At 43.4% G+C, this 21,472-nt stretch carries 18 protein-coding genes; 6 read left to right on the top strand and 12 right to left on the bottom strand.

Features of this window, described 5'->3' with window-relative positions; genetic code table 11:
• Window positions 1–34 precede the first annotated feature (34 nt).
• The 6 genes from BCV39_RS15610 to napF form a co-directional block, all read right to left on the bottom strand.
• Window positions 35–172: a TIGR02808 family protein gene (locus BCV39_RS15610; protein ID WP_010430103.1), complete on the bottom strand. Its 138-nt coding sequence runs from the start codon at window positions 170–172 to the stop codon at window positions 35–37.
• An 11-nt stretch (window positions 173–183) separates the two neighbouring features.
• Window positions 184–765: a NapC/NirT family cytochrome c gene (locus BCV39_RS15605; protein WP_009845456.1), complete on the bottom strand. Its 582-nt coding sequence runs from the start codon at window positions 763–765 to the stop codon at window positions 184–186.
• A gap of 29 nt (window positions 766–794) precedes the next feature.
• Window positions 795–1,256, bottom strand: coding sequence for a nitrate reductase cytochrome c-type subunit (locus BCV39_RS15600; RefSeq protein WP_017062614.1), 462 nt, complete (start codon window positions 1,254–1,256; stop codon window positions 795–797).
• Between the two features lie 124 nt (window positions 1,257–1,380).
• Complete coding sequence (gene napA, locus BCV39_RS15595; RefSeq protein ID WP_102431376.1) at window positions 1,381–3,870, bottom strand: periplasmic nitrate reductase subunit alpha; 2,490 nt, start codon at window positions 3,868–3,870, stop codon at window positions 1,381–1,383.
• On the bottom strand, window positions 3,867–4,172 hold the full coding sequence (locus BCV39_RS15590; RefSeq protein ID WP_019824440.1) for a chaperone NapD: 306 nt from the start codon (window positions 4,170–4,172) through the stop codon (window positions 3,867–3,869). The genes napA and BCV39_RS15590 overlap by 4 nt, the downstream gene beginning before the upstream one ends.
• 23 nt (window positions 4,173–4,195) lie before the next feature.
• Entirely contained in the window at window positions 4,196–4,675 is a 480-nt protein-coding gene (gene napF / locus BCV39_RS15585; protein ID WP_102431377.1) for a ferredoxin-type protein NapF, read from the bottom strand.
• Between the two features lie 253 nt (window positions 4,676–4,928).
• Here napF and narQ point away from each other — a divergent pair, with 253 nt between their 5' ends.
• Together narQ and BCV39_RS15575 are read left to right on the top strand one after the other, a co-directional pair.
• Entirely contained in the window at window positions 4,929–6,659 is a 1,731-nt protein-coding gene (narQ, locus tag BCV39_RS15580) for a nitrate/nitrite two-component system sensor histidine kinase NarQ (protein ID WP_048660079.1), read from the top strand.
• Window positions 6,646–7,278: a response regulator gene (locus tag BCV39_RS15575; RefSeq protein WP_008219279.1), complete on the top strand. Its 633-nt coding sequence runs from the start codon at window positions 6,646–6,648 to the stop codon at window positions 7,276–7,278. The genes narQ and BCV39_RS15575 overlap by 14 nt, the downstream gene beginning before the upstream one ends.
• 193 nt (window positions 7,279–7,471) lie before the next feature.
• Here the strand turns inward: BCV39_RS15575 and dcuC are convergent, their stop codons facing one another.
• From dcuC to BCV39_RS15560, 3 genes are all read right to left on the bottom strand, one after another.
• A complete protein-coding gene (gene dcuC, locus BCV39_RS15570; RefSeq protein ID WP_009845449.1) occupies window positions 7,472–8,839 on the bottom strand; it encodes an anaerobic C4-dicarboxylate transporter DcuC in 1,368 nt (455 codons plus the stop codon).
• Window positions 8,840–9,279: 440 nt separating this feature from the next.
• Window positions 9,280–9,786, bottom strand: coding sequence for a hypothetical protein (locus BCV39_RS15565; protein WP_102431378.1), 507 nt, complete (start codon window positions 9,784–9,786; stop codon window positions 9,280–9,282).
• Entirely contained in the window at window positions 9,779–10,483 is a 705-nt protein-coding gene (locus BCV39_RS15560; protein WP_102431379.1) for a winged helix-turn-helix domain-containing protein, read from the bottom strand. The genes BCV39_RS15565 and BCV39_RS15560 overlap by 8 nt, the downstream gene beginning before the upstream one ends.
• 357 nt (window positions 10,484–10,840) lie before the next feature.
• Here BCV39_RS15560 and BCV39_RS15555 point away from each other — a divergent pair, with 357 nt between their 5' ends.
• The 4 genes from BCV39_RS15555 (at window position 10,841) to BCV39_RS15540 (ending at window position 18,811) form a co-directional block, all read left to right on the top strand.
• The gene (locus BCV39_RS15555) at window positions 10,841–13,048 is read left to right on the top strand and encodes an alpha/beta fold hydrolase (RefSeq protein ID WP_102431380.1); all 2,208 of its coding nucleotides are present in this window, start codon (window positions 10,841–10,843) and stop codon (window positions 13,046–13,048) included.
• Window positions 13,038–14,231 (top strand): outer membrane protein transport protein, encoded by a 1,194-nt coding sequence (locus BCV39_RS15550; protein WP_102431381.1) that lies wholly within the window; start codon window positions 13,038–13,040, stop codon window positions 14,229–14,231. The genes BCV39_RS15555 and BCV39_RS15550 overlap by 11 nt, the downstream gene beginning before the upstream one ends.
• A 193-nt stretch (window positions 14,232–14,424) precedes the next feature.
• Window positions 14,425–15,747, top strand: a complete 1,323-nt coding sequence (locus BCV39_RS15545; protein WP_102431382.1) for an efflux RND transporter periplasmic adaptor subunit — start codon at window positions 14,425–14,427, stop codon at window positions 15,745–15,747.
• Window positions 15,734–18,811, top strand: a complete 3,078-nt coding sequence (locus BCV39_RS15540; protein WP_102431383.1) for an efflux RND transporter permease subunit — start codon at window positions 15,734–15,736, stop codon at window positions 18,809–18,811. Before BCV39_RS15545 ends, BCV39_RS15540 begins: the two co-directional genes overlap by 14 nt.
• A 97-nt stretch (window positions 18,812–18,908) precedes the next feature.
• Here the strand turns inward: BCV39_RS15540 and BCV39_RS15535 are convergent, their stop codons facing one another.
• The 3 genes from BCV39_RS15535 to BCV39_RS15525 form a co-directional block, all read right to left on the bottom strand.
• Complete coding sequence (locus BCV39_RS15535; RefSeq protein ID WP_102431384.1) at window positions 18,909–19,673, bottom strand: DUF481 domain-containing protein; 765 nt, start codon at window positions 19,671–19,673, stop codon at window positions 18,909–18,911.
• A gap of 191 nt (window positions 19,674–19,864) precedes the next feature.
• Window positions 19,865–20,761 carry a hypothetical protein gene (locus tag BCV39_RS15530; protein WP_102431385.1) on the bottom strand — a complete coding sequence of 299 codons (897 nt, stop codon included), beginning with the start codon at window positions 20,759–20,761 and terminating at the stop codon, window positions 19,865–19,867.
• Between the two features lie 275 nt (window positions 20,762–21,036).
• Window positions 21,037–21,327, bottom strand: a complete 291-nt coding sequence (locus tag BCV39_RS15525) for a putative quinol monooxygenase (protein ID WP_102431386.1) — start codon at window positions 21,325–21,327, stop codon at window positions 21,037–21,039.
• Window positions 21,328–21,472 lie beyond the last annotated feature (145 nt).

The raw sequence follows: 21,472 nt of genomic DNA, 5'->3' as shown, positions 1-21,472 counted from the left end.
AAGCAACTGGTAGACGTTGATGCAATCTCGATTATTAATCGATTTCTTTGTCTTTACCCATAGATAAAATCCAAAGAGATACGGCTGCAACACCTGCGAAGCCGCCAAGAATGATAACTGGCATAGCGCTGTAACCTAGGATGTGCCAAATTACGCTTTCTAAAGTACTCATTCAATCGCTCCTTATTGCCAGCCTTCAACGCCGTGCATGTCTGGTAGTTTGTGTGCAATACCTTTGTGACAGTCTACACACGTTTTTTCACCAGAAGCTAGCGCAGTCGAGTGTTGTTTTGCACTACGAGGGCTTTGCTCTGAGAAGTCCATGTAATCGAACTGATGACAGTTACGACATTCAAGTGAATCGTTCTTTTTCAATCGAGCCCATTCGCGTTCCGCTAGGTGAGCACGACGCGCTTTGAACTTTTCTTCAGTATTGATGGTCTTCGCAATAAAGTGAGCGTATAGCTCTTTAGATGCTTGAACCTTACGAACAATCTTATCCGTCCATTCGTGAGGTACGTGACAGTCTGAACAGATAGCACGAACACCAGAACGGTTGGAGTAGTGAATTGTCTCTTGGATTTCAGCAACGATAGGTGCGTGACAGCCAGAACAGAATTCTTCCGTGTTGGTTGCCTCCATACCTGTGTTGAATGCACCCCAGAACAAAAGACCACCCGAGAAACCCAAGAACAAAACAACGCCTACGGCTGCTTTACTTGGTGTCGCGAGTCTTTTCCAAAACGCTTTAAGTAATTTTATCATATATAGCCTCTCTTACAGTCCGGCTACGATTAACGCAGTGAATCTACAGGTTTGAACTCGTTCTCAACTAGTGGCTTAGCATTAGCTTGAGGTACGTGACACTGTAGACAGAAGTAACGACGAGGTGATACATCTGCAAGTACCGCATCTTCACGGTTCATGTAGTGAGTTACACTCACTTTAGTAGCACCCATTTCTTTTGCGTTTTTCCAGCTGTGGCAAGAAAGACACTTGTTAGCGTTAAGAGAAACTTCATAGCTACGAATAGTATGAGGCACTAGAGGTGGTTGGTATACGTAGTCACTCTCAAGTACTTGGTCACGAGGGAACTTTTTGAAGTCATCTGCTGCGCGAGTTGCTTCAAGTTCACTTGCACCACGTAGAGATTCTACGCCACCAATGCCGCCTGGGTTATCCAGCTCAGCTTCAGCTTGAACTGCACCAGCTAGCAAAAGACCAGCTGATAGTAGGGCAGTAATCAGTTTTTTCATGGTTAATTTCTCCGCCTAAAGGCTAATTCTTTGAGTGGACTACTTTTTTCAAAATTCACAAAAAAAGTAGCCGCAATATTAAATACGTTAGATCTTGTACCTAGTTTCTAAAAGCATATGGCTCTTAAGAAACCTTAGTGATCTTAACTGGACACTTCTTGTAGTCCGTCTGTTTAGACAGAGGATCCGTTGCATCCAAGATCAACTTGTTGATCAGAATTCTTGCATCAAAGAATGGTACGAATACCAAGCCTTGTGGTGGACGGTTACGACCACGAGTTTCAACACGAACGCGTACTTCACCACGTTTGTTTTCGATAAGAACTTCATCACCACGACGAAGGCCACGAGCTTTAGCGTCAGCAGGGTGGATGTAACACAGTGCATCAGGTACTGCTTTGTAAAGTTCTGGTACACGACGAGTCATAGTACCTGTGTGCCAGTGCTCAAGAACACGACCTGTACATAGCCACATATCGTATTCATCGTTTGGTACTTCAGGTGGCGCTTCGTATGGGGCATTGATGATCAGTGCTTTACCATCTGGCTTACCGTAGAAGTCCCAATCAGAGCCTTTCTTAGCGTATGGATCTGAACCTTCTTTAAAGCGCCATAGTGTTTCTTTACCGTCAACAACAGGCCAACGTAAACCACGAACTTGGTGGTAGCGATCGTATGGCGCTAAATCGTGACCGTGGCCGCGACCAAAGGCTGCGTATTCTTCGAATAGGCCTTTTTGAACGTAGAAACCTTGAGCTTGTGCATCATCGTTAAGCTCTTGAGCTTCAGACAGTGGGAATGCATCAACGTTGCCGTTTTTGTAAAGCACGTCGTACATGGTTTTGCCACGGTACTCAGGCATTTTCGCAACCAGTTCTTCACCCCAAACTTCTTCAATAGTGAAGCGCTTAGAGAACTCCATGATTTGCCATAGGTCAGACTTAGCTTGACCTACGGTTTTCACTTGTTGGTACCATGCTTGTGTACGACGCTCTGCGTTACCGTAAGCACCTTCTTTCTCGATCCACATTGCTGTTGGAAGGATAAGGTCAGCAGCTTGAGCTGTTGCCGTTGGGTACGGGTCAGAACATACAATGAAGTTATCTGGGTTACGGTAACCTGGCAGACGTTCAGTGTTGATGTTTGGACCGGCTTGCATGTTGTTGTTACACATTACCCAGTAAGCGTTGATCTTACCGTCTTTAAGCATACGGTCTTGAACTACAGCGTGAGCACCTGGTTTAGCTGGGATAGTGCCTTCTGGAAGTTTCCAGATGTCTTCTGCAATCTTACGGTGTTTAGGGTTAGCAACAACCATATCTGCCGGTAGACGGTGAGAGAATGTACCAACTTCACGAGCTGTACCACACGCAGATGGTTGGCCCGTTAGTGAGAATGGGCTGTTACCTGGAGTAGAAATCTTACCTGTAAGAAGGTGGATGTTGTACACAAGGCTGTTCATCCATACGCCACGAGTATGTTGGTTCATACCCATCGTCCAAAGTGACATTACTTTGATGTTTGGATCTGCGTATTGCTTAGCCAGCTTGATAAGGTCGTCATGAGATACACCTGACATTTCAGACGCTTTCTCAACTGTGTATTCAGCAACAGAAGCTTTGTAGTCTTCGAAGCTAATATCAGTCATTTTGCCTGAGTTAGGGTTCGCAGCAGCTTTTTGCAGTGGATCATCGTCACGAAGGCCGTAACCGATGTCTGTCGTTGCTTGCTTGAAGTTTGTGTGCTTGTTCACGAAGTCCCAGTTAACTGCATCGTTTTGAATGATGTAGTTTGCTACGAAGTTCGCAATTGCAAGGTCAGACTGAGGATTGAAGATGTAACCAGTGTCAGCAAGCTCGAAAGAACGGTGGTAGTAAGTAGACAGAACGTTTACTTTAACGTGTGGGTGGCTTAGACGACGGTCTGTAATACGAGTCCATAGTACTGGGTGCATTTCTGCCATGTTTGAACCCCACAGTACGAATGCGTCTGCGTGTTCAAAGTCATCGTAACAACCCATTGGCTCATCAATACCGAAAGTACGCATGAATGCGCCTACCGCTGAAGCCATACAGTGACGAGCGTTCGGATCGATGTTGTTTGAACGGAAACCCGCTTTCATCATCTTAACCGCTGCGTAGCCTTCCATTACTGTCCATTGGCCTGAACCGAACATACCAACACCTGTTGGGCCATTCTTCTTCAGTGAAGCTTTCCATTTCTCAGCCATTACGTCGAAAGCTTTGTCCCAAGATACTGGTGCGAAATCACCATCTTTATGGAACTCACCGTCTTTCATACGAAGTAGAGGAGTCTCAAGACGGTCTTTACCGTACATGATTTTTGAAAGGAAGTAGCCTTTAATACAGTTAAGGCCTTTATTTACAGGAGCTTCTGGGTCGCCTTGAGTTGCAACCACTTTACCATTTTGAGTACCTACCAGTACCGAACAGCCCGTACCACAAAAACGACAAGGCGCTTTATCCCACGTGATTTTTGTTTGATCAGAGCTAGCAATCAGGTTGGTTGCTGTTGCCGGTAGAGTTACACCTGCAACGGCTGCCGCTGATGCAGCTGCGTTTGCTTTCACAAACGCACGTCTTGTCATTTTCATACTTCACCCTCAAGTTGAGAATTGTTGCTTCCAGTTTCTAAATCCGTTTCGTCCAGTCCAGTTTCGATTTGGTGATAAACCAAAGCTGTCCCTAAAACGTTCGTAATATTATTAATTTCTTCGATGGTATCCGTTACAAAACCTTGGTTTTCGGTTTCTAGGACCACTATGATTTTGCCTTCAGGGCTACTGCCGTAAATCTCTGCATTATCGAACTGCTCGATTTGTGCTTTGATCTCGTCTAGATGCTCTGGGCTCACATGCACGACTAAACTTGATATATGCACTTCATTTAGTGCCATAAATTGCTCTCGTTATTTTTGTTTTATGCATTACTCACAAGAATAGCTAAAGTAGGGCAAACTGCTACGCAGGCTCCACAACCGCTACACTCATCTAACTTGATTTTTGGTAGAGCAACACTGCCTGCTCTAAGTTGAAATTGAATGGCCATAGGTTCACACATGTCACCACAGCTTCGGCATTCAACATTTTGTTGCGCTAAGCACTTATCAGAGATATGTGCTTTTGCTTGCCAAGGCTCTCCCTGCTTTGGCTTAAAAATGGGTTCGGGGCAAACATCTGCACATTGATAGCAGAACGTGCATTCATCAATAGAGAAATCGACAGTGGGAAAACCACCATCGCCTACAATGATTATCTTAGTCTCACAATTCTCGATGCATTTACCGCAGCGAGTACAGTCATCTGTAAAGCTTTCTAAGTTGTTAATCCAAGGCAAACGAATCTGGCTTGAGTCAACTTTTCTTCTAGAGAACAGACGGCGTTTTGATAGATCTACCACTTAATACCTATAGATGTTGCTAAGATGTTGTAATTTTAGGTCAATATTCCATTGATATCTTGTAATTTGTCCTCATAAGTAGTGTAGTTTTAGAAACAATTGTATAAATACCCCCTAAGGGCTAATTGGGGGCATATATTGTCTTAGATCAATAAATTACGGAGCGAGTGATCACATATTGAATGGAGCTATGATTTTTGATGTGTGACAATACGATATCGCTGGCAAGTCATTTATCAATAGGAAGGCACTTTTGCTTATAAAACCGGTTTCATCTGTAACAAGTACGATAGCAAAATCCTTGCTCTCTATACTGCTGTTGTCGGTTGCTACGACTGGCTTTGCCATCTTTACTTTGGCTTCAAGCTTGAATGATGCGGAAGCGGTTAACGTGGCTGGTTCAATGCGAATGCAAAGCTACCGTTTAGCCCATGATATTCAAATAGAATCCGTCGATTACGAATCTCATATTCATGAATTCGAAAGTTCTCTTTATTCTCCATCAATGACCAATTTGGTCAGTTGGAATGTTCCGACAGACATCACAGAAGATTACTATTTAATTATTGGTCGGTGGCATGAACTGAAGCAAGTATTAAACAGTGAAGATCGCAAGCACTATCTCGTGTTGGTTGAGAACTTTGTTACTGAGATAGATGGCTTCGTTTTCAAGCTTCAAGAATTCTCAGAAGATAAGTTAATAAAATTGGCGTGGGCCGGTGGTGTTGGCTTAGGCGGAATTTTGGTCATATCTCTTTTTGTTGTTCATTTTGTACGTAAACAAGTTGTTAAGCCATTGCATGCGCTCGTTGGAGCCAGTCAGCGGATCAAAAACAGTGACTTTGAGGTAGAGTTAAAGGTCACCAATAACAACGAACTGGGTATTCTGACTAAAACGTTTAACTCGATGGCCAAAGATTTGGGCGTGCTCTATCGAAACCTTGAGTCAGTTGTAGACGCTAAGACAGTTGAGCTGCAAAACGCCAACCAATCTTTGCAGGCGCTTTATCACTCGTCACAAGAACTTACGGTTACACGTATCGCACCAGAAAACTTCCGAGCTATTCTGCAGCACCTAGTCAGTCTAGAAGGAATAGAGTCGTTAAGGCTTGAGATAGCTGATAGTTCGGGTCGTTCATTGATTATGGACGAAGGGTATGATTCGAACTTGGATTATGAAAAGTTTGAAATGAAGTTGGATGATAATGAGCTTATCTTAGGCTATTTATATTGTTCATATCATCATGGCCATTCAACCAAGACTCTGATTGAGAGCTTTATCCAACTGTTATCACGGGCGATCTATTATAATCGTGCGCAGAAGAAAGCAGAACAGCTTATTATTATGGAAGAGCGTGCAACAATTGCACGTGAACTACATGATTCATTGGCCCAATCACTGTCGTATCTGAAAATCCAAGTGACATTGTTGAAGCGCGTGATTGGCAAATTGCCAGAACAACAGCATCGAGAGCAATCTGAACAAATAGCGTCGGAAATCGGCAACGGTTTAGCTGATGCCTATACTCAATTACGAGAGTTGCTCACAACCTTTAGGTTGACAATAAAAGAGGGCAACTTCGGCGAGGCTCTAAGTACCATGCTTGAAGAGCTCAGTGAAAGAACAGATGCAAAGATTAACCTAACCAATAATCTTTCATCCATAGAGCTTGATGCACACAGTCAGGTTCACTTGCTTCAATTGATTCGTGAAGCAACAATAAACGCAATAAAACACGCCAATGCCGACTTGATAGATGTATGCTGTATCGATGAGGACGGTGAAGTATTAGTCGTGATTAAAGATAATGGAGATGGCTTTGACTCAAGTAGTTCCAAGACGAACCACTACGGGATGAGTATTATGCAGGAGCGTGCGGCAAGACTGAATGGCGACTTAACGATTGAAGCGGCTCAAGGTGAAGGCTGTACAGTCATATTGAAATATAAAAGTTTGAAGGAAGTTAAAGTTGACGATTTGTAAAGTAATGCTGGTTGATGATCATCCATTGATGCGCAGAGGTATAAGCCAATTACTGAGCTTTGAAGATGAATTCGAAGTGATTGCAGAAGCAAGTAACGGTACTGAAGCAGTCGCTCTTGCCCATGAAGAAGAACCTGATTTGATCCTATTGGATCTTAATATGAAAGGCATGTCTGGACTTGATACGCTGAAAGCACTGCGTACTGATGGTTCAAGCGCTAACATCGTTATTCTCACGGTTTCTGATAGCCCTGCAGACATTGAAGCGATCGTAAAGGCCGGCGCTGACGGCTACTTGTTAAAAGACACAGAACCCGATGAGTTAATCGAATTGCTTAAGCAAGCACACAGCGGTGACAAAGCTTACAGCAGTGTGGTTGCTCGTTACTTAAATGACGCTGGTAGTCGCAATGATATCTTCGACCAACTGACTGAACGCGAAATGCAAATCCTTCAAGAAGTCGCGAAAGGTTACCGTAACAAGCAGATAGCAGATCACCTGTTTATTTCTGAATCGACAGTTAAGGTACACATGAAAAGCTTGCTGAAAAAGCTACAAGTGCCTTCACGTACTGCTGCAACGGTTCTGTATCTAGAACGCTATGGTGAAATGAAGTAGGGCTTGTTCCTTTGAGATAACACTATTTCAAGCCTTACTGTTTATACATATCTCGATAGTTTTAACGATGTTGAGAAAATGAGATTAAAAAAAGGCGTTGAACTTATTAGGTTCAGCGCCTTTTGGTTTACGCATTTTATATCAGTATTGGTGTTCGTTTGTTCTTCGTTCTTTGAGATTAGAAACTTAAGGCTTACGCTGCCATTGGAACCAATACAAGCGTGCCGAAGATAACGGTAATAAGACCACAGATTACTGGTACAGAAGTACGTTTGACTACTTCAAATGGGCTGATTTTACCCATACCAGATGTCGCTACAATTACACCAGATACTGGTGAAATAGTACGGCCTAAGTTAGATGCTTGAAGCATTGGGATGATTAGGAACGCTGGGTTCAAGCCCATTTTCGCCGCTAATGATGGAGCCAGTTCTACGAATGCATAGAAAGGCGCGTTACCAGAACCTGTTGCGATAGCTGCAGCAACCGTTAGACCCGTCAGGATAAGCATCAATGCGATACCGCCTGCACCTGCCGATTCAGCAAGACCAATTAAGTTATCAATCGCACCAATAGACATTAGACCTTGAGCAAATACGCCTGCCGCAACCAACAGCATTACCACGCCTTTAAATGCGTCAGCCATACCTTGGTAACAAGAGTCTAAATCCTCTAGTGTTTTTTCGCCGTCAAACTTCTTAACAACGTAATCGATGACCGCGCCCACGAAGATAGAACCTACCACAATGGTATAGATATCAAGTGAAAGCCCAGGGATAGTCCGTCCGTTGAATAGAAAAACGCCGATGATAGGTAAGAATGGAAGTGCAGCGTAGAAAGCCGGTGCTGTTGTTTCGATTTCGGAAACGTCTACTTTTTCCATTGGCGTGTTTTCTTTCTTATCTAGATATTTGTTCCAGAAGAAAGCCGCACCTGCCATCACGATGATCGCACAGATAGAAACAGGCAGTACCGTTTGAACAGCAAACACATCAAGAGACATGCCTGATTTTTCTGCCGCGATAACCACATCACCAGAGGTTGGCGAAAGAATGATGGCAGCAGGTGACGCACAAACTGCAACTGCCGCTGGGCGAGAAATACCCATTGCCGTCATCATTGGGAATAGGGTTGCCATCAATAGCACACCAAGACCCGTTGCAGAACTTACTGCTAGAGACATTAGACACGCTACGATGTAAGCCGCAACAAGAAGTACATAGGGAGATTTGATCGCAGCAAGTGGTTTAGAGAACTGCTTCACTACCACGTTGTTCGCGCCGATGTGAGTCATGTATGAAGCAAAACCACAAAGAAGCATGATTTGCATGCCTAGGCCGCCCCCGCGGTACTGAAGCATGTATTTAACAAATTCTAGTGAGTCGGTAACCATGTTACCTGTTGAAGCGACTTTAGCTGGTAAGACTGTGTGACCAATAAGGCCAGTAATAAGAAGTAGGGCAAGGCCAGCAGTTAGTAATACACCCGCCGCTTTATAGCCTTTTACAATAAAGTAACCAACAGCAATAGTAATCACTAATCCGATCAAGAGCTCTAACATAGAAATCTCCACAAAGTTTAAAAAAATATAAGAAAGTGTTTCAGAATATGACAATGAATGTACAGAAAACGGCACTGTGGCACGAGGCATAGTTGAGGTTGATATGATCTAAGACAAACATTTTTTTTGATGTTAATTGTGGTTGTAAATCGTGATTAACTACTGTTGTTTAGATGTTAATAAACAAATTATATCGTTTGCTAGAATATAGCTTGGATCACTTTTGTTGTGCTAAGTTGCATATTAATGCTTTAATTTATAAAATTATGCTTTTTCTAACTTAGTGGTGGAAATCAAAAGGAAAGGGCTATTTCTTACATTTAGGAAGGTATTTTTGCATTCGAGGATTAGAGTCTGACGCCTACTTAATTGGGAAATAGCAGACGCCAGAGGAAAGTCACATAGAATTTACAGAGTGTGCTCTGTTAGTGACGGTAAGCTTAATTGATATTTACTTCCGGTTCTGAATTTGAATAAGCGGGCAGGTCGGCACATACCACTTTTTTACAGAAATGAATCATTCCACGTTGCGTCACCAATAACAGCTCTCTGTCGTTCAGTGGAATGTAAGTCATCGCATCTGAAGAGAGTACAGAACCTTCACTGATCATGACTTTTTCATAGAACGTGAGCTCTCTGTCTGGGATGATCTGTTCGTGTTGAGTCTCATCCAGCGAAATATCGTGTTGAGTGACAACGTAAGTGCCAGACGATGTGAAACCAGCCTCTTTAGTCGAAACATATAACAACTCGTAACTATTGTTCTTCTTAAATTCGATATTCACGGAAGCTTGGTTATAAATTATTTTCTCGGGCGGATTAACCACCGATGCCGTGTTGGCCAAATAATGACCTTTAAGGTGTTCTTTTGGAATAAAGGTTGTTAACCAGCCGACCAAAACACCCAATAGAGCCACGATTACGAATATCTGCTTTTCTTTATTCACAAGTAACTCCTTTAAATTCACTAGGGAAGCTCAAAGATTTTCCTGAATTATCTATGATGATCTTTCGACCTTTATATTCATAAAGAGTGACGTTGTAGAGTTCTTTAAAGGTGAACTCGTCGGTTTCGATTGTACAAGAGATAAAATGCTGCCCTGTAAGATCTTGACCCAAGCTATTTCTGTCTAAATAAGCAAACAAATAATGGGACAGACCAGCGGTTAATACAAATAAAGCAATTAGCGCTAACACATGGTTTGTCTTTTTCGTTGGGGCTGTTTTTTCTACCGTTGGGCTTTCTTCTATAGAGCTCTCTGTGGGTTGTGCAGTTTGTTGCGTGGGTTGAGCTTGAATTTTGCGCAATGCACGTTCTTTATCTTGTGTCACTTGTCCTGCAAATCGGTAGCCTTTACCGCGCTCAGTGACGATGATCATTCCGCTCTTATCTTCTAACGCTTTTCGGCAAATCGAGATGGTTTGCATTAGGCTGCCATCTTCTACGTAAATACCTTTAGACACCCACACCTGCTCAATAAGAACTTGGCGAGTGATCACCTCGTTGGGTCTCGAGATAAAAAACTTAAGCAGCTCTGATTCGTTAGAACCTATTGGGTACGTACGGCCCGTCTTAAAGTGATGGATTTCACTCTCTTCTAAATTGACCTGTATATCATCATTGATAATAAATTCAGCAGACATCTGGGTTCTCATTGTTATAAGCGTTCTAACCTAAATATAACAAATGTCGCTACAAATATAAACTTGCTGATTTTGGTGCCTTTGATATTTAAGGTTATGATTTAAAATGATTTATTAACCTAATTAGATTTCCTTATATACCTTTTTGAGGTTGTTTAATGCGGTTTCAGGTGCTTGCCGTTAGTAGCTATTGGATCATTAACGGGTGACGCTGATTTAGTGGGTGTGGGTTAATTGCTCAAATTTCTTACGTAGTTTTATCAACGTGTCATTCCAACTCTGTGTTGCCTTGCTCTCTGCGAATAAAAGTCGAGCTTACTTCCGACTCAATCGGCAACTCAAATAACGATAAATCGCATGACCACACCAGTTAAATGCGAAAGCTACGAAGGAGCTGTTTTGAAAGATTTCAATAAGCCATATATATGTGGACTAATTACGCTTGCCTTACTCGGCTGTCAGTCTGAAGACTCGACTCAAGAACCTGTTTCAGTATTGGTTCCCTACAACATTGATGAACTGCCAAAACCAAACGATGGATACGGGTATGACGACGACGGAACCATTACCGGAGTCGGTGAACACGCTGTAACTTTGTCATCAAAGAACGATGCCTATTATCAGGACTACAACAACTCATACGCCGCTTTAGATGGTTGGGGACTTTGTGCAGAGCCTATTTTAATTCCGCTACAAAGTATTAATTCTGATAAGCGTTTTCCACTGAATAATGAAACTTTATCGGGGAACGTGGTGTTAATTAATGAGTCAACTGGTGAGGAAGTTAGCACTCAAATATCAGCCGATGGTTCTAATATTATTATTCAGTGCGAGTCAGGATTAAAAGAAGGAACGACTTACTCAATCGTTGTGACTGATGGGGTAAAAACTGAATTTGACGAACCTTTAAAAGCAGACGCTAGCTTTGATGAATTGATTTATTCAGGTGTTCCGCTAGACAGCGATAAGGAAGTAAGCCTTCAGGAGCAGGTATTAAATGCGATAGATTCATATTATGCGCTGTATCCTGAGAAGGGTATTCCTGTATATGCAGCTCAATTTAAAACTCAGAGTTCATATTCGTCACTGGATGCGATGAGGGATAACCATATTGTTGAAGGAACGACTTTTTCTGGCGAACTCATCTTGATCGAAGATAAAACGACTAAATATGACCTTTATACTCAGAAACTAAAACTGCCATTTTATCTACCTTTCACGAAGAGTCGTGAATCTGAGTGCGATTACGACCAATATGAACCAAAGGCATCATGCCCGCCGCTATACGAATGGATGAAAACATCGACAGGCGGTTTTCCTACAGTAAATGAACCACTGCCAGTTGTTGTCCAGTCACAGATTGTCAATGCCGATGTTTACACACCAGCCCGTTGGGATGGGAAGACAACACTTCCGAGCGTTGTCTTTATTCATGGCGTCACGGCTGATAAATCTGCTGCGTCTCTAATGGCTAAAGATTACACAACACAAGGTTATGCCGTTGTAGCTATTGACATGCCCTATCACGGCGAACGTATGAGATACGATGTGAATGGTCTTGAAATCAGTGCTAAAGAGAACAAATCATTTTTCATCAATATCGACTCACCTTTCGCGCTTCGCTCCAATTTACAGCAGTCGGTTTCGGATTTCTTAGGTCTACGCTTTGCTCTGAATAATCAGCCATGGGTTGATAAGAGCAATATTCACCTAGTCGGTCACTCTCTGGGTGGGATCATGTCGGTGATGGTTAGTGAGTTTAGCCAAGACTCACCATTGTTTAAGTTCAAAACGGTTAACTTTGTTGTTCCGGGTCAGGGGCTTACCAATTTGGTTTTGTCTTCTCAGACGTTAGGGCCGGAAATGTCCGATGGGGTGAAAAAATCGCCGGATATACAGCGTAGTATCGCTGAAACTGTGATTCCGGAAAGCTGCGATGCAGAGAATAACAACCAAGAGTGTATTGAGTCATTAAACGAGTTTGTCAGTTTATCTTCCGAAAATGCTCTTACGGTTAACCAGTTAGAAAATGATATATATGACCTTCTTGTGACTGGTTTAAAGCAGGGTGTTCAGGCTGCTATTGATAGCTCTGACCCTGCGAGTTTTACATCCCGCCAAGCTAACAACAAACAACCAACGTTATTGCTGGCGGCAGTGGGCGACTGCGGTGAAACATGTGATGTTGGAGTGGATTATGTACCAGACAGTGTCGTTCCCAACTCAGCTCCAGACAACATAAGAACGGGAACTGAGCCACTAATTAAGGCTTTGGGATTAGCTCCAATTACGGGTACGACAGGACAGCCATTAACTACTACAGAAACCCGGGGGGTTATTCGAACGACCACGGGAGGGCATGGTACTTACCTATTCCCTTATGAGGGAACGATGGACGAATCAGGATTACCCGGATTCCCAGATTCTGAAGAGCTCAATTTTGTTTGGGATGCGACCAATACTCAGCAGGTTGCCGTTGCATCGATGGTAACAACAACGGGTGCATCAATCGAAATAGTGAACGAAGATCATATCGAAACAGAGGTGCCTCAAGATGAAGAATAAACTCTTATTGGGCACCGCAGCTGCTCTCATTCCTTGCTTAACAAACGCCGCAGGATTCCAACTTAACGCACAATCAGCAACAGGGTTGGGCCGTGCATTTGCGGGTGATGCTGTGATGGCAGATAGCGCCGCGATTGTTGCAAAGAACAGCGCTGCGATGGCTTACATCGAGCAACCAACACTCTCTGTTGGGGCTATTTATATCGATAGTGGTATTGATGTGTCTAATGTTAGCTACACGCCAATGATTGGTGATACTCAAACGTTAGATGATCAATCGTTAGATGCAGGGACGTTAGTCCCAAACATGCATTATGTTCACCCTATCGAAGGTTCTAAATTCACATTAGGTGCAACTGTGCATTCTAACTTCGGCACCGATGTTGAGTTTGACGAGTCGTTCGAAGCGGACGAGTTCGGAGGTAAAACGGCGCTTTCCAGTATCAACGTTGGTTTTGCTGTGGCTTACGAGTTGTCAGAAAAAATCAACTTAGGCGCGGGACTGGATGTCATTTACGGTGAGGGTGAGATATACCGCCAAGGCTTGCTAAATGTGGACGCAGATGGCTTCGGTCTGGGCACAAATGTTGGCGCGACTTACCAAGTCAACGAACACAACAAATTTGGTATTAGTTATCGTTATAGCCCAGATATCGAAGTAGAAGGTGATATTACTAAAGGTGGTGTCCCTGCCGACAAGATGAACGTGCCTTTACCAGATACTCTAGAGTTTTCCGGATGGCACCAAATCAACGAGCAATGGGCGTTCCATTACAGCCTGCAATGGGTGAATTGGTCTGAATTTGATTCATTAACGTCTGATTCTTACGACGATTCTATCAAGGAGTATCAATGGAAAGATGCGGGGCATGTTTCGGTCGGTGGTACATACACCATGTCAAAAAACATCGTGCTAAGAGCTGGCTACATGTACGACCTTTCTCCAACTGACGAACTCACATCGTTATCCATTCCTGATGTTAACCGTCATTGGCTCACCGTCGGAGGGACATATAACGTCACGGCCGCCAGTTCTGTTGATATTGGTGTCGGATTTATCATCGGAGAATCACAAGATATTGACGAAAGCCTGACGACGATCCCAGGAACGAGTTCCAATATAACTGCTGATGTGACTGCCGATGCACTCTTGATCGGTGTTCAGTATCAGCATCGTTTTTAACTTTTACTTTGGAGTTCAGAACGTAAAAATTTAGGAATCATATAAAAATGCAGGGCTCCACAGTGAGTTGAGCCCTTTTCCCATTATTAGCTGTTTTAGCATTATTTAAATAGCTGGAAGCTCATTAAGTAAGAAATAGCTGCTTAGAAAAACGTTTTAATTCAGACGAATTCAACGGTTATGGTTATTAAAAATGAAATTTACAAAGCTTAGTAAAACAATCTGTTTGGCACTGTTTGCCTTACATATCTCTCCATCGTTTGCCCAAGATTCAAACTTGATTCCTGTGACTATTGAAAAAGCTCACAAACGAGCATTCACTTCTTCAATCAACGAGGTAGGTAAAATCAGGGCAACGGATTCTGCTGCATTGACATTTAGTGCCTCCGACAAAATTCTTAATATCCATTTCAAAGATGGAGATTCAGTTAAAAAAGGTGAACTGATCGCTCAACTCGACAATACCAAAGCGAAAGCCGATCTCGACAAAGCTAGAAGCTCTCTAGCGTTAGCAAAGTCGAAATTAAAGCGAGTACAAGAATTACTAAAGAAACAGCCTGACTCTATGTCTCAGCAAGATGTGGAAGAACTGGGAGAACAGGCGAATCTAGCCGCGGCTGATTTCCGCCAGAAAGAAGCGCTAATGAACGATTACCTGTTGGTTGCCCCATTTGACGGGCAGCTCACTAACTTTAGCCATTCAGTAGGCAGTAAAATTGATAGTTCGACGGCACTTGTTAGCTTGATCAAACTTGATCCTGTCGAAGTTCAGTATTCCATTGGCCAGTCGGACTTGGGCAACGCAAAGCTTGGGCAGAATGTTTCCATCCAAGTTGATGCATTTGTTGATGAAGCGTTTTCTGGCGTGGTGGATTACATTGCGCCAGCGGTGGACGAGAGCTCAGGCCGTGTTGAAGTACACGCGCACGTGACTAACCCAGAGCATCGCTTAGTTCCGGGTATGTTTGCCAAAGTAAGTCAGATGACGAGTGAAGACTCCACGCAAATGGTGGTTTCCCAAAACTCAGTTCAAGCAAAAGATGCAGAGCGCTTTGTTTGGGTTGTGAATGGCGAAAGAATCGAGCAACGTATTGTCGAATTAGGCGTGAATACTAACGATGGTTACGTTGTTGTAGAGAAAGGCTTGAAGCTTGGCGATAACGTCGTTGTGACGGGACAACAGAATCTTAAGAAAGCGTCGTTAGTTAAGGTCATGAACCCAAATGCTGAACAGAAAACCGTTGAGCTAATAACGGAACCGACAAACAAAGACAATCCTCAGCAGACCGCAAAGCCTAAAGTAGAAAAGACCATAACACAGGTGGATGAACCCCATCCGATTGAGCCTTCGGTTGATTGGACGGAAGCATCGAAAGGCGTAGATGAAGCGATCATCGAAAACAGCGAGCAAGCAGAGACGAGCGCGGCTGTTGAGGATTCAACGAGCGAAACTCACACTAACGAAACACTAAGCAAGGAAGCTGTAACGAAGGAGAATCTGGATGAAGCTTCCTGAGATTTGTATTAAGCACCCTGTGTTTGCGTCAGTTCTGAGTATCACCATTGTTTTGCTTGGGCTTTTGTCGTTTCAAAAGCTCTCAATCCAGTACTTTCCAGAACATAAAACACCGTCAGCAACGGTAACGGCTGCGATCAATGGTGCGAGTGCGGAGTTTATGTCACGCAATGTGGCAGATAAACTGATCACCGCGGCAACGGGTCTTGATAGTGTTAAGACCATGACCACGGATTGTCAGGAAGGCACGTGTAATCTAAAAATCATCTTTGAAGATGACATTAATGACGTCGAATACACTAGCTTGATGAACAACCTGCGTAGCAGCGTTGAAGCGATTGGTGATTTCCCGCCGAGTATGACGGATAAGCCAACAGTAACGGATGACTCTTCTGATACTAGCATGCCGAGCAACATCATCACGTTTGTGAATACTGGCAAGATGTCTAAACAAGATATGTACGACTACATCAGCCAACAAGTCGTGCCGCAGTTTAAGCATATTCAAGGTGTCGGTGGTATTTGGGGGCCGTACGGCGGTAGTGAGAAAGCGGTGCGTGTTTGGTTGCAACCGGATCGTATGATGGCGCTCAACATGAGTGCTTCTGACGTTGTCGGCACTTTAAGTTCATACAACGCAACGTTTACCGCGGGTACCATCAAGGGGCAAGTGCGAGATTTCTCTATCAACCCAGTAAACCAAGTCACCAGCGTTGATGACGTGCGAGATTTGGTGGTTCGTGTCGATAACGGCAAGATCATTCGTATAGGTGATATCGCTGAAGTCAAAATGGGGGAAGAGAGCCTTACACCAAGTATTCTACGTGTAGACGACAACCTAGCGATGTCGATTCAGGTGTTGCCGCTAAAAAGTGAAAACCCAGTAACCGTTGCGAATAAAGTGAAGAAACAGATTGATGTGATTCAGCCTCAGTTGCCAGAAGGCATTGAGATGAAGATGGTTTATAACCAAGCTGATTTCATTAAAACGGCAATTGACGAAGGTTTCATGACTTTAGTGGAAGCGATTGTACTTGTTTCTGTTGTCGTCGTTCTGTTCCTCGGTTCTGTTCGTGTGGCTTCGATTCCAATCATCACCATTCCAGTATGTGTGATTGGTGTGTTTGCCGTGATGCATGTACTTGGCTTTAGCATCAATGTGCTTACTATTTTGGCAATCATCCTTGCTATTGGTTTGGTGGTCGACGATGCGATTGTCGTGGCTGAAAACTGCTATCGTCATATCGAAGAAGGTGAAACGCCATTTAATGCTGCAATTAAAGGGTGTCGAGAGATCGTCTTTCCAGTGATTGCTATGACGTTAACATTGGCGGTTGTTTACTTACCAATTGGCTTGATGGCGGGCTTAACCGCTGACCTGTTTAGACAATTTGCTTTCACGTTAGCAGCAGCGGTCATTATTTCTGGGTTTGTGGCGTTAACGCTTTCGCCAATGATGAGTGCTTATTTAATGAAGCCTGTATCAACTCCGGCGAAGTGGTATCAAAAGGTTGATGCGAAACTGAATGTGTTATCGGATTTATACACCAAAGAACTGGGCAAATGGTTTGATCGTAAGGCTCTGATGAGTGGTATTGCTTTGGTACTAATCGCTCTGTCTGCCTTAGCGGTTTGGAAAATGCCTCAAGTATTACTTCCAACGGAAGATACCGGTTTTGTTGAGGTGACTTCTACGCCACCAACTGGTGTTGGCCGTCAGTACCATTTAGATAACAACGAGCAGCTTAACAGTGTGTTCAAGGGTAATAGTTCAGTAGAAGCGAACTTATCTTACATTGAAGGTACACCGACCAATCACGTTCTGTTGAAACCATGGGGTGAACGTGACCAGTCAGCTGATGAATTGGTAAACGAGTTTATCGCTAAAGCACAAAGTTCAGTCTCTGCTTACGGCATGTCCTTCAAGGTGCGCTCAGCAGATAACCTAAACATCGCTACCAACATGATCCTTGAATTGACAACGGTTAACCGTGATACCACTGTGCTGTCTGAAACCGCGAGCGAAGTCGTTAACGCGCTTGAGGATTACGAGGGCGTAACCAACATTAAGAACTCGATGTTGCGTGACCAGTTACGCTATGACTTATCGATTGACCGTAATGCGATTGTGTTGTCTGGTGTGGATTACGGCAATGTCACCAATGCGTTATCAACATTTCTGGGTTCAGTGAAAGCGGCGGATTTACAAGCGGATGACGGTTATACATACCCAATTCAAGTTCAAGTAAACCGAAGTGATCTTGGTGATTTCAAGGTGCTCGATAAGTTGTATGTGGATTCACAATCGGGGCAAAGGCTTCCGTTATCCCAATTTGTTTCAATCAAACAAGTGACATCGGAATCTAACTTCAAGACGTTCATGGGTAAAGACAGCGCTGAAATTACGGCTGACTTAATGCCCGGATACACGGCAAGTGATGTTAAAGCCTACATTGATGATACGGTTCCAAGCTTATTGAAACCGGCGCAGAGCTACGAATTCAATGGCATCGTTAAAGATCTAGTTGATTCAACCGCCGGCGCACAAGTGCTGTTCGTATTGGCGTTGATTTTCATCTTCCTGATTCTAGCGGCGCAATTTGAAAGCTTTGTCGACCCTATGATCATCTTGTTAACGGTTCCATTATGTATTGTGGGCGCGATTTTGACGCTGTCGGTATTTGGTCAAAGCCTCAATATTTACTCCAAGATAGGGTTGCTGACACTGGTTGGCCTAGTGACCAAGCACGGTATCTTGCTGGTGGAGTTTGCGAATGAGAAACGTAAGTCTGGCGCCAGTGCGCAAGAAGCGGCGATCAGCAGTGCTCGTTCGAGGTTGCGTCCTATCTTGATGACCTCACTCACGATGATCCTAGGTTCATTACCGTTAGCACTGGCTGATGGCCCTGGTTCATTAGGTCGAATTAATATTGGTTTAGTACTGGTCGGTGGATTATCTGTCGGAACTTTCTTCTCATTGTTCTTAGTGCCTGTCGCGTATGTCGGTATGGCGAACCTAAAGCAAATGGATGCGTTGACTCGATTAAGAACCAAACCAGCGTAGCGAGATGCTTTAAATTTATCTAGATACTTCAAGGCCCTCATTGTGAGGGCCTTTTGCTATTGTGGGCTAGATTAAGTGAGGAAAGCGGTGAGGGCGGTTAGAAATCGTAGTTTAGATTCATTGAGCTGTAGATTTCGGCGTTACTTTGATCTGAGGCGACAGTGGTGTTGTAAATGTATTCGGTATCAAACGTCAGTGCTAAATTACCCATCAGAATGTTCTTCAAATAGCCTTTTAGGTTGTAGTTTGTGTTCTCTTCACCGTAGGCCATGTTTGCAGTTGCACCCATAGAAAACGTTTCTGTAAGTGTTAGCGATCCATCAATACTGGCATTAACGATCAGCTCGTAGTTTTCTTTGTTTGGGAACTCTTCATCGGAGGGTTGTCGTTGACTGATTCTGTAACCCGGACCCGCAGAGCCTTGAAGCTTGATTCTTTCTGTATCGTAAAAGTGACGACCCAATCCGGTCGCGGTAATGAATTGCTTACGATAGGTACCATAGTGATCGTGTTCAAAACGTGTTGTCGCGACCAAATAGGTGATTTCGTTCAAGTCATAGCTGATGCCATAGTTGGTGGTATAGCGATTGGTACCGTCTTCGTCGTTTTCAGCATCGGTATAGTAGGTATCAAACTGAACTCGTTGGCCCCAGTTCTCTTTTTTGTATCCAATAGAGATTCCAGAGTTGATCGACAAAGATGAGCTGGTGTTTTGTGAGTAGATAAACCCAAGCTTGGTCAAGGTCGTAAAAGGGGATTCTTTAGCTTCTTCTTGTAATTCAGAACCTTCGCTTAATACGACTTGGTCCTCGACTTCCACTTCTTCAACCTCCTCTCCAGCCTCTTTTCCAAATATGGGCATAGAGAACGCGATGAGAGCTAAAGGTAGCTTTCCTAGGTATCGTGTGTATGAAACTGTGTTTGTTAATGGGCGCGTTGTTTGCGAGATAGCGTGTGTCGACATAATGGTTTGGTATATAAAATGATAGAATACGACGAACGCAAGGTTAGTCGTGAAGAGTCGCCAATGATTGAATCGAAAAAGCTAGTGAGTTACGACGCCATAGGTAAAGGCGAAAAAATCGTTTTTATCGCTGAGAACCCGCTACCTCGATGAGGATTGAAATCTTCAATGTGGACAAAGAATTCAAGTATCTCAGAAGGTTTATCGTCTTCGATTAATAAGAACTCGAGTAGCCCTTGTTCGACATGGCATGAAACTATGGTCTCGCTTGATTGATCTGCAGAAATCCGTTCAACATTGATCACAACGCTCGTCTCGGGTAAGACATTGAAAGCATCTTGCGCACATTTGAGAATACAGCTGCAGACATACTCTCGATATAAAGCATTGCTTTCAGAAAGAGACATCGTTTCAAGCTTCACTTCACCTTGGCACAATACCTTTTTTTCTTTAGGGATCACGTTGTGCTTATTAACCTGAATATTGATTTCTAGCAGGTGACCATTCTTATAAGTATTGAAGTTATGGTTAATCAGCTTAGTGTCGGCTACCGCGGCGTTAATCGAGTTCTGCTGAGCTTCGGAAAGGGCAGAAAGCTTTGCTTCACTATCGTTGTTTAATATACCTTTCGATAATTGATTGCCCTTGGCCCAGTAACTGTAGCTTTGAACCCAATGCACAAACTCTGTCTTGTATTGCTCGATGTCCTGTTCGGCGGCACGCTCAATATTGTTGGTGAGGGTGTACAATTTCGACTTGTTGCCTAGCAGCATATCTAGCCAGCTAGGCTTGTACTCATCGAGTGCTTCCATGGCTTTGACTTTATGATCGAATCGAACTGTTGGCATTACCGGAGCAGGCTCCATCGCAATCGACTCCCAATTCATTTTTGGGGTCGGAATGGTATGCACGGATTGGATTAAGTATAGGTGCTGATTGAATAAGTTCACTTCACTTACAGCGTCCTCAAGTTGTTTGGTATTCATCTACATTCCTGTCGACTGTTGTTCTTGTAATTTGGCGCTTAGTTTATGGTCAAAGCGCGCGAACAGTATTTAAATGAATGTGAATGATCTTTCGTGAGGTTACTTGATATTGGTTTAGGAATATTTCGACTGTGGAGAGATTAGCTTCTGTTTATGAGGGAGGAAGCGGCACATCGAGCCTGGCACAAAATGAACTCGAAACAACATGACAGGCAAGAAAAGCGAAACCCTGCGTTGAAAGCAGGGTTTTTATTGAATCAGTACTGAGTGACTGGTTAGGCAATGTGCGTCATTTTGTTAAGCACAAAGGTTTCAATACAGTTTTCAGTCGCAGCCATGTACTCGGCGATGTGTTGGCTCGCTAAGTGTTTCTCTAGATGAGCTTCAGAATCCCAGTTCTCATGAAAAACGAAGTGAGCAGGGTTACTGTTATCTTGATGGAGGTCGTAGTTGATACAGCCTTCTTCGGAGCGGGTTTTATCGATCAATTTAATCATCTCTGATTTAACTAGCTCAGTTTTATCTTCTTTAGAGACGATCGTTGCAATAATGGTTAGCTTAGTCATTGTGAATTCCTAGGGCAATAAATCTCTGGGTCCGGGTAATATAAGTATCTATAAACCAAAGAAAAAGATACGATCTATCCAATGACTATGGCTGTTTGTGTCCATAATTCTCTTTGTAATCGCGAGATTATTAATGAATTACGCT

Origin of the sequence: Vibrio sp. 10N.286.55.E10 (genome assembly GCF_002872555.1) — a bacterium.
Taxonomy (GTDB): domain Bacteria; phylum Pseudomonadota; class Gammaproteobacteria; order Enterobacterales; family Vibrionaceae; genus Vibrio; species Vibrio crassostreae.
Note: the sequence above shows the minus strand (reverse complement) of the source record. Positions and strands in the feature narration are given on the sequence as shown.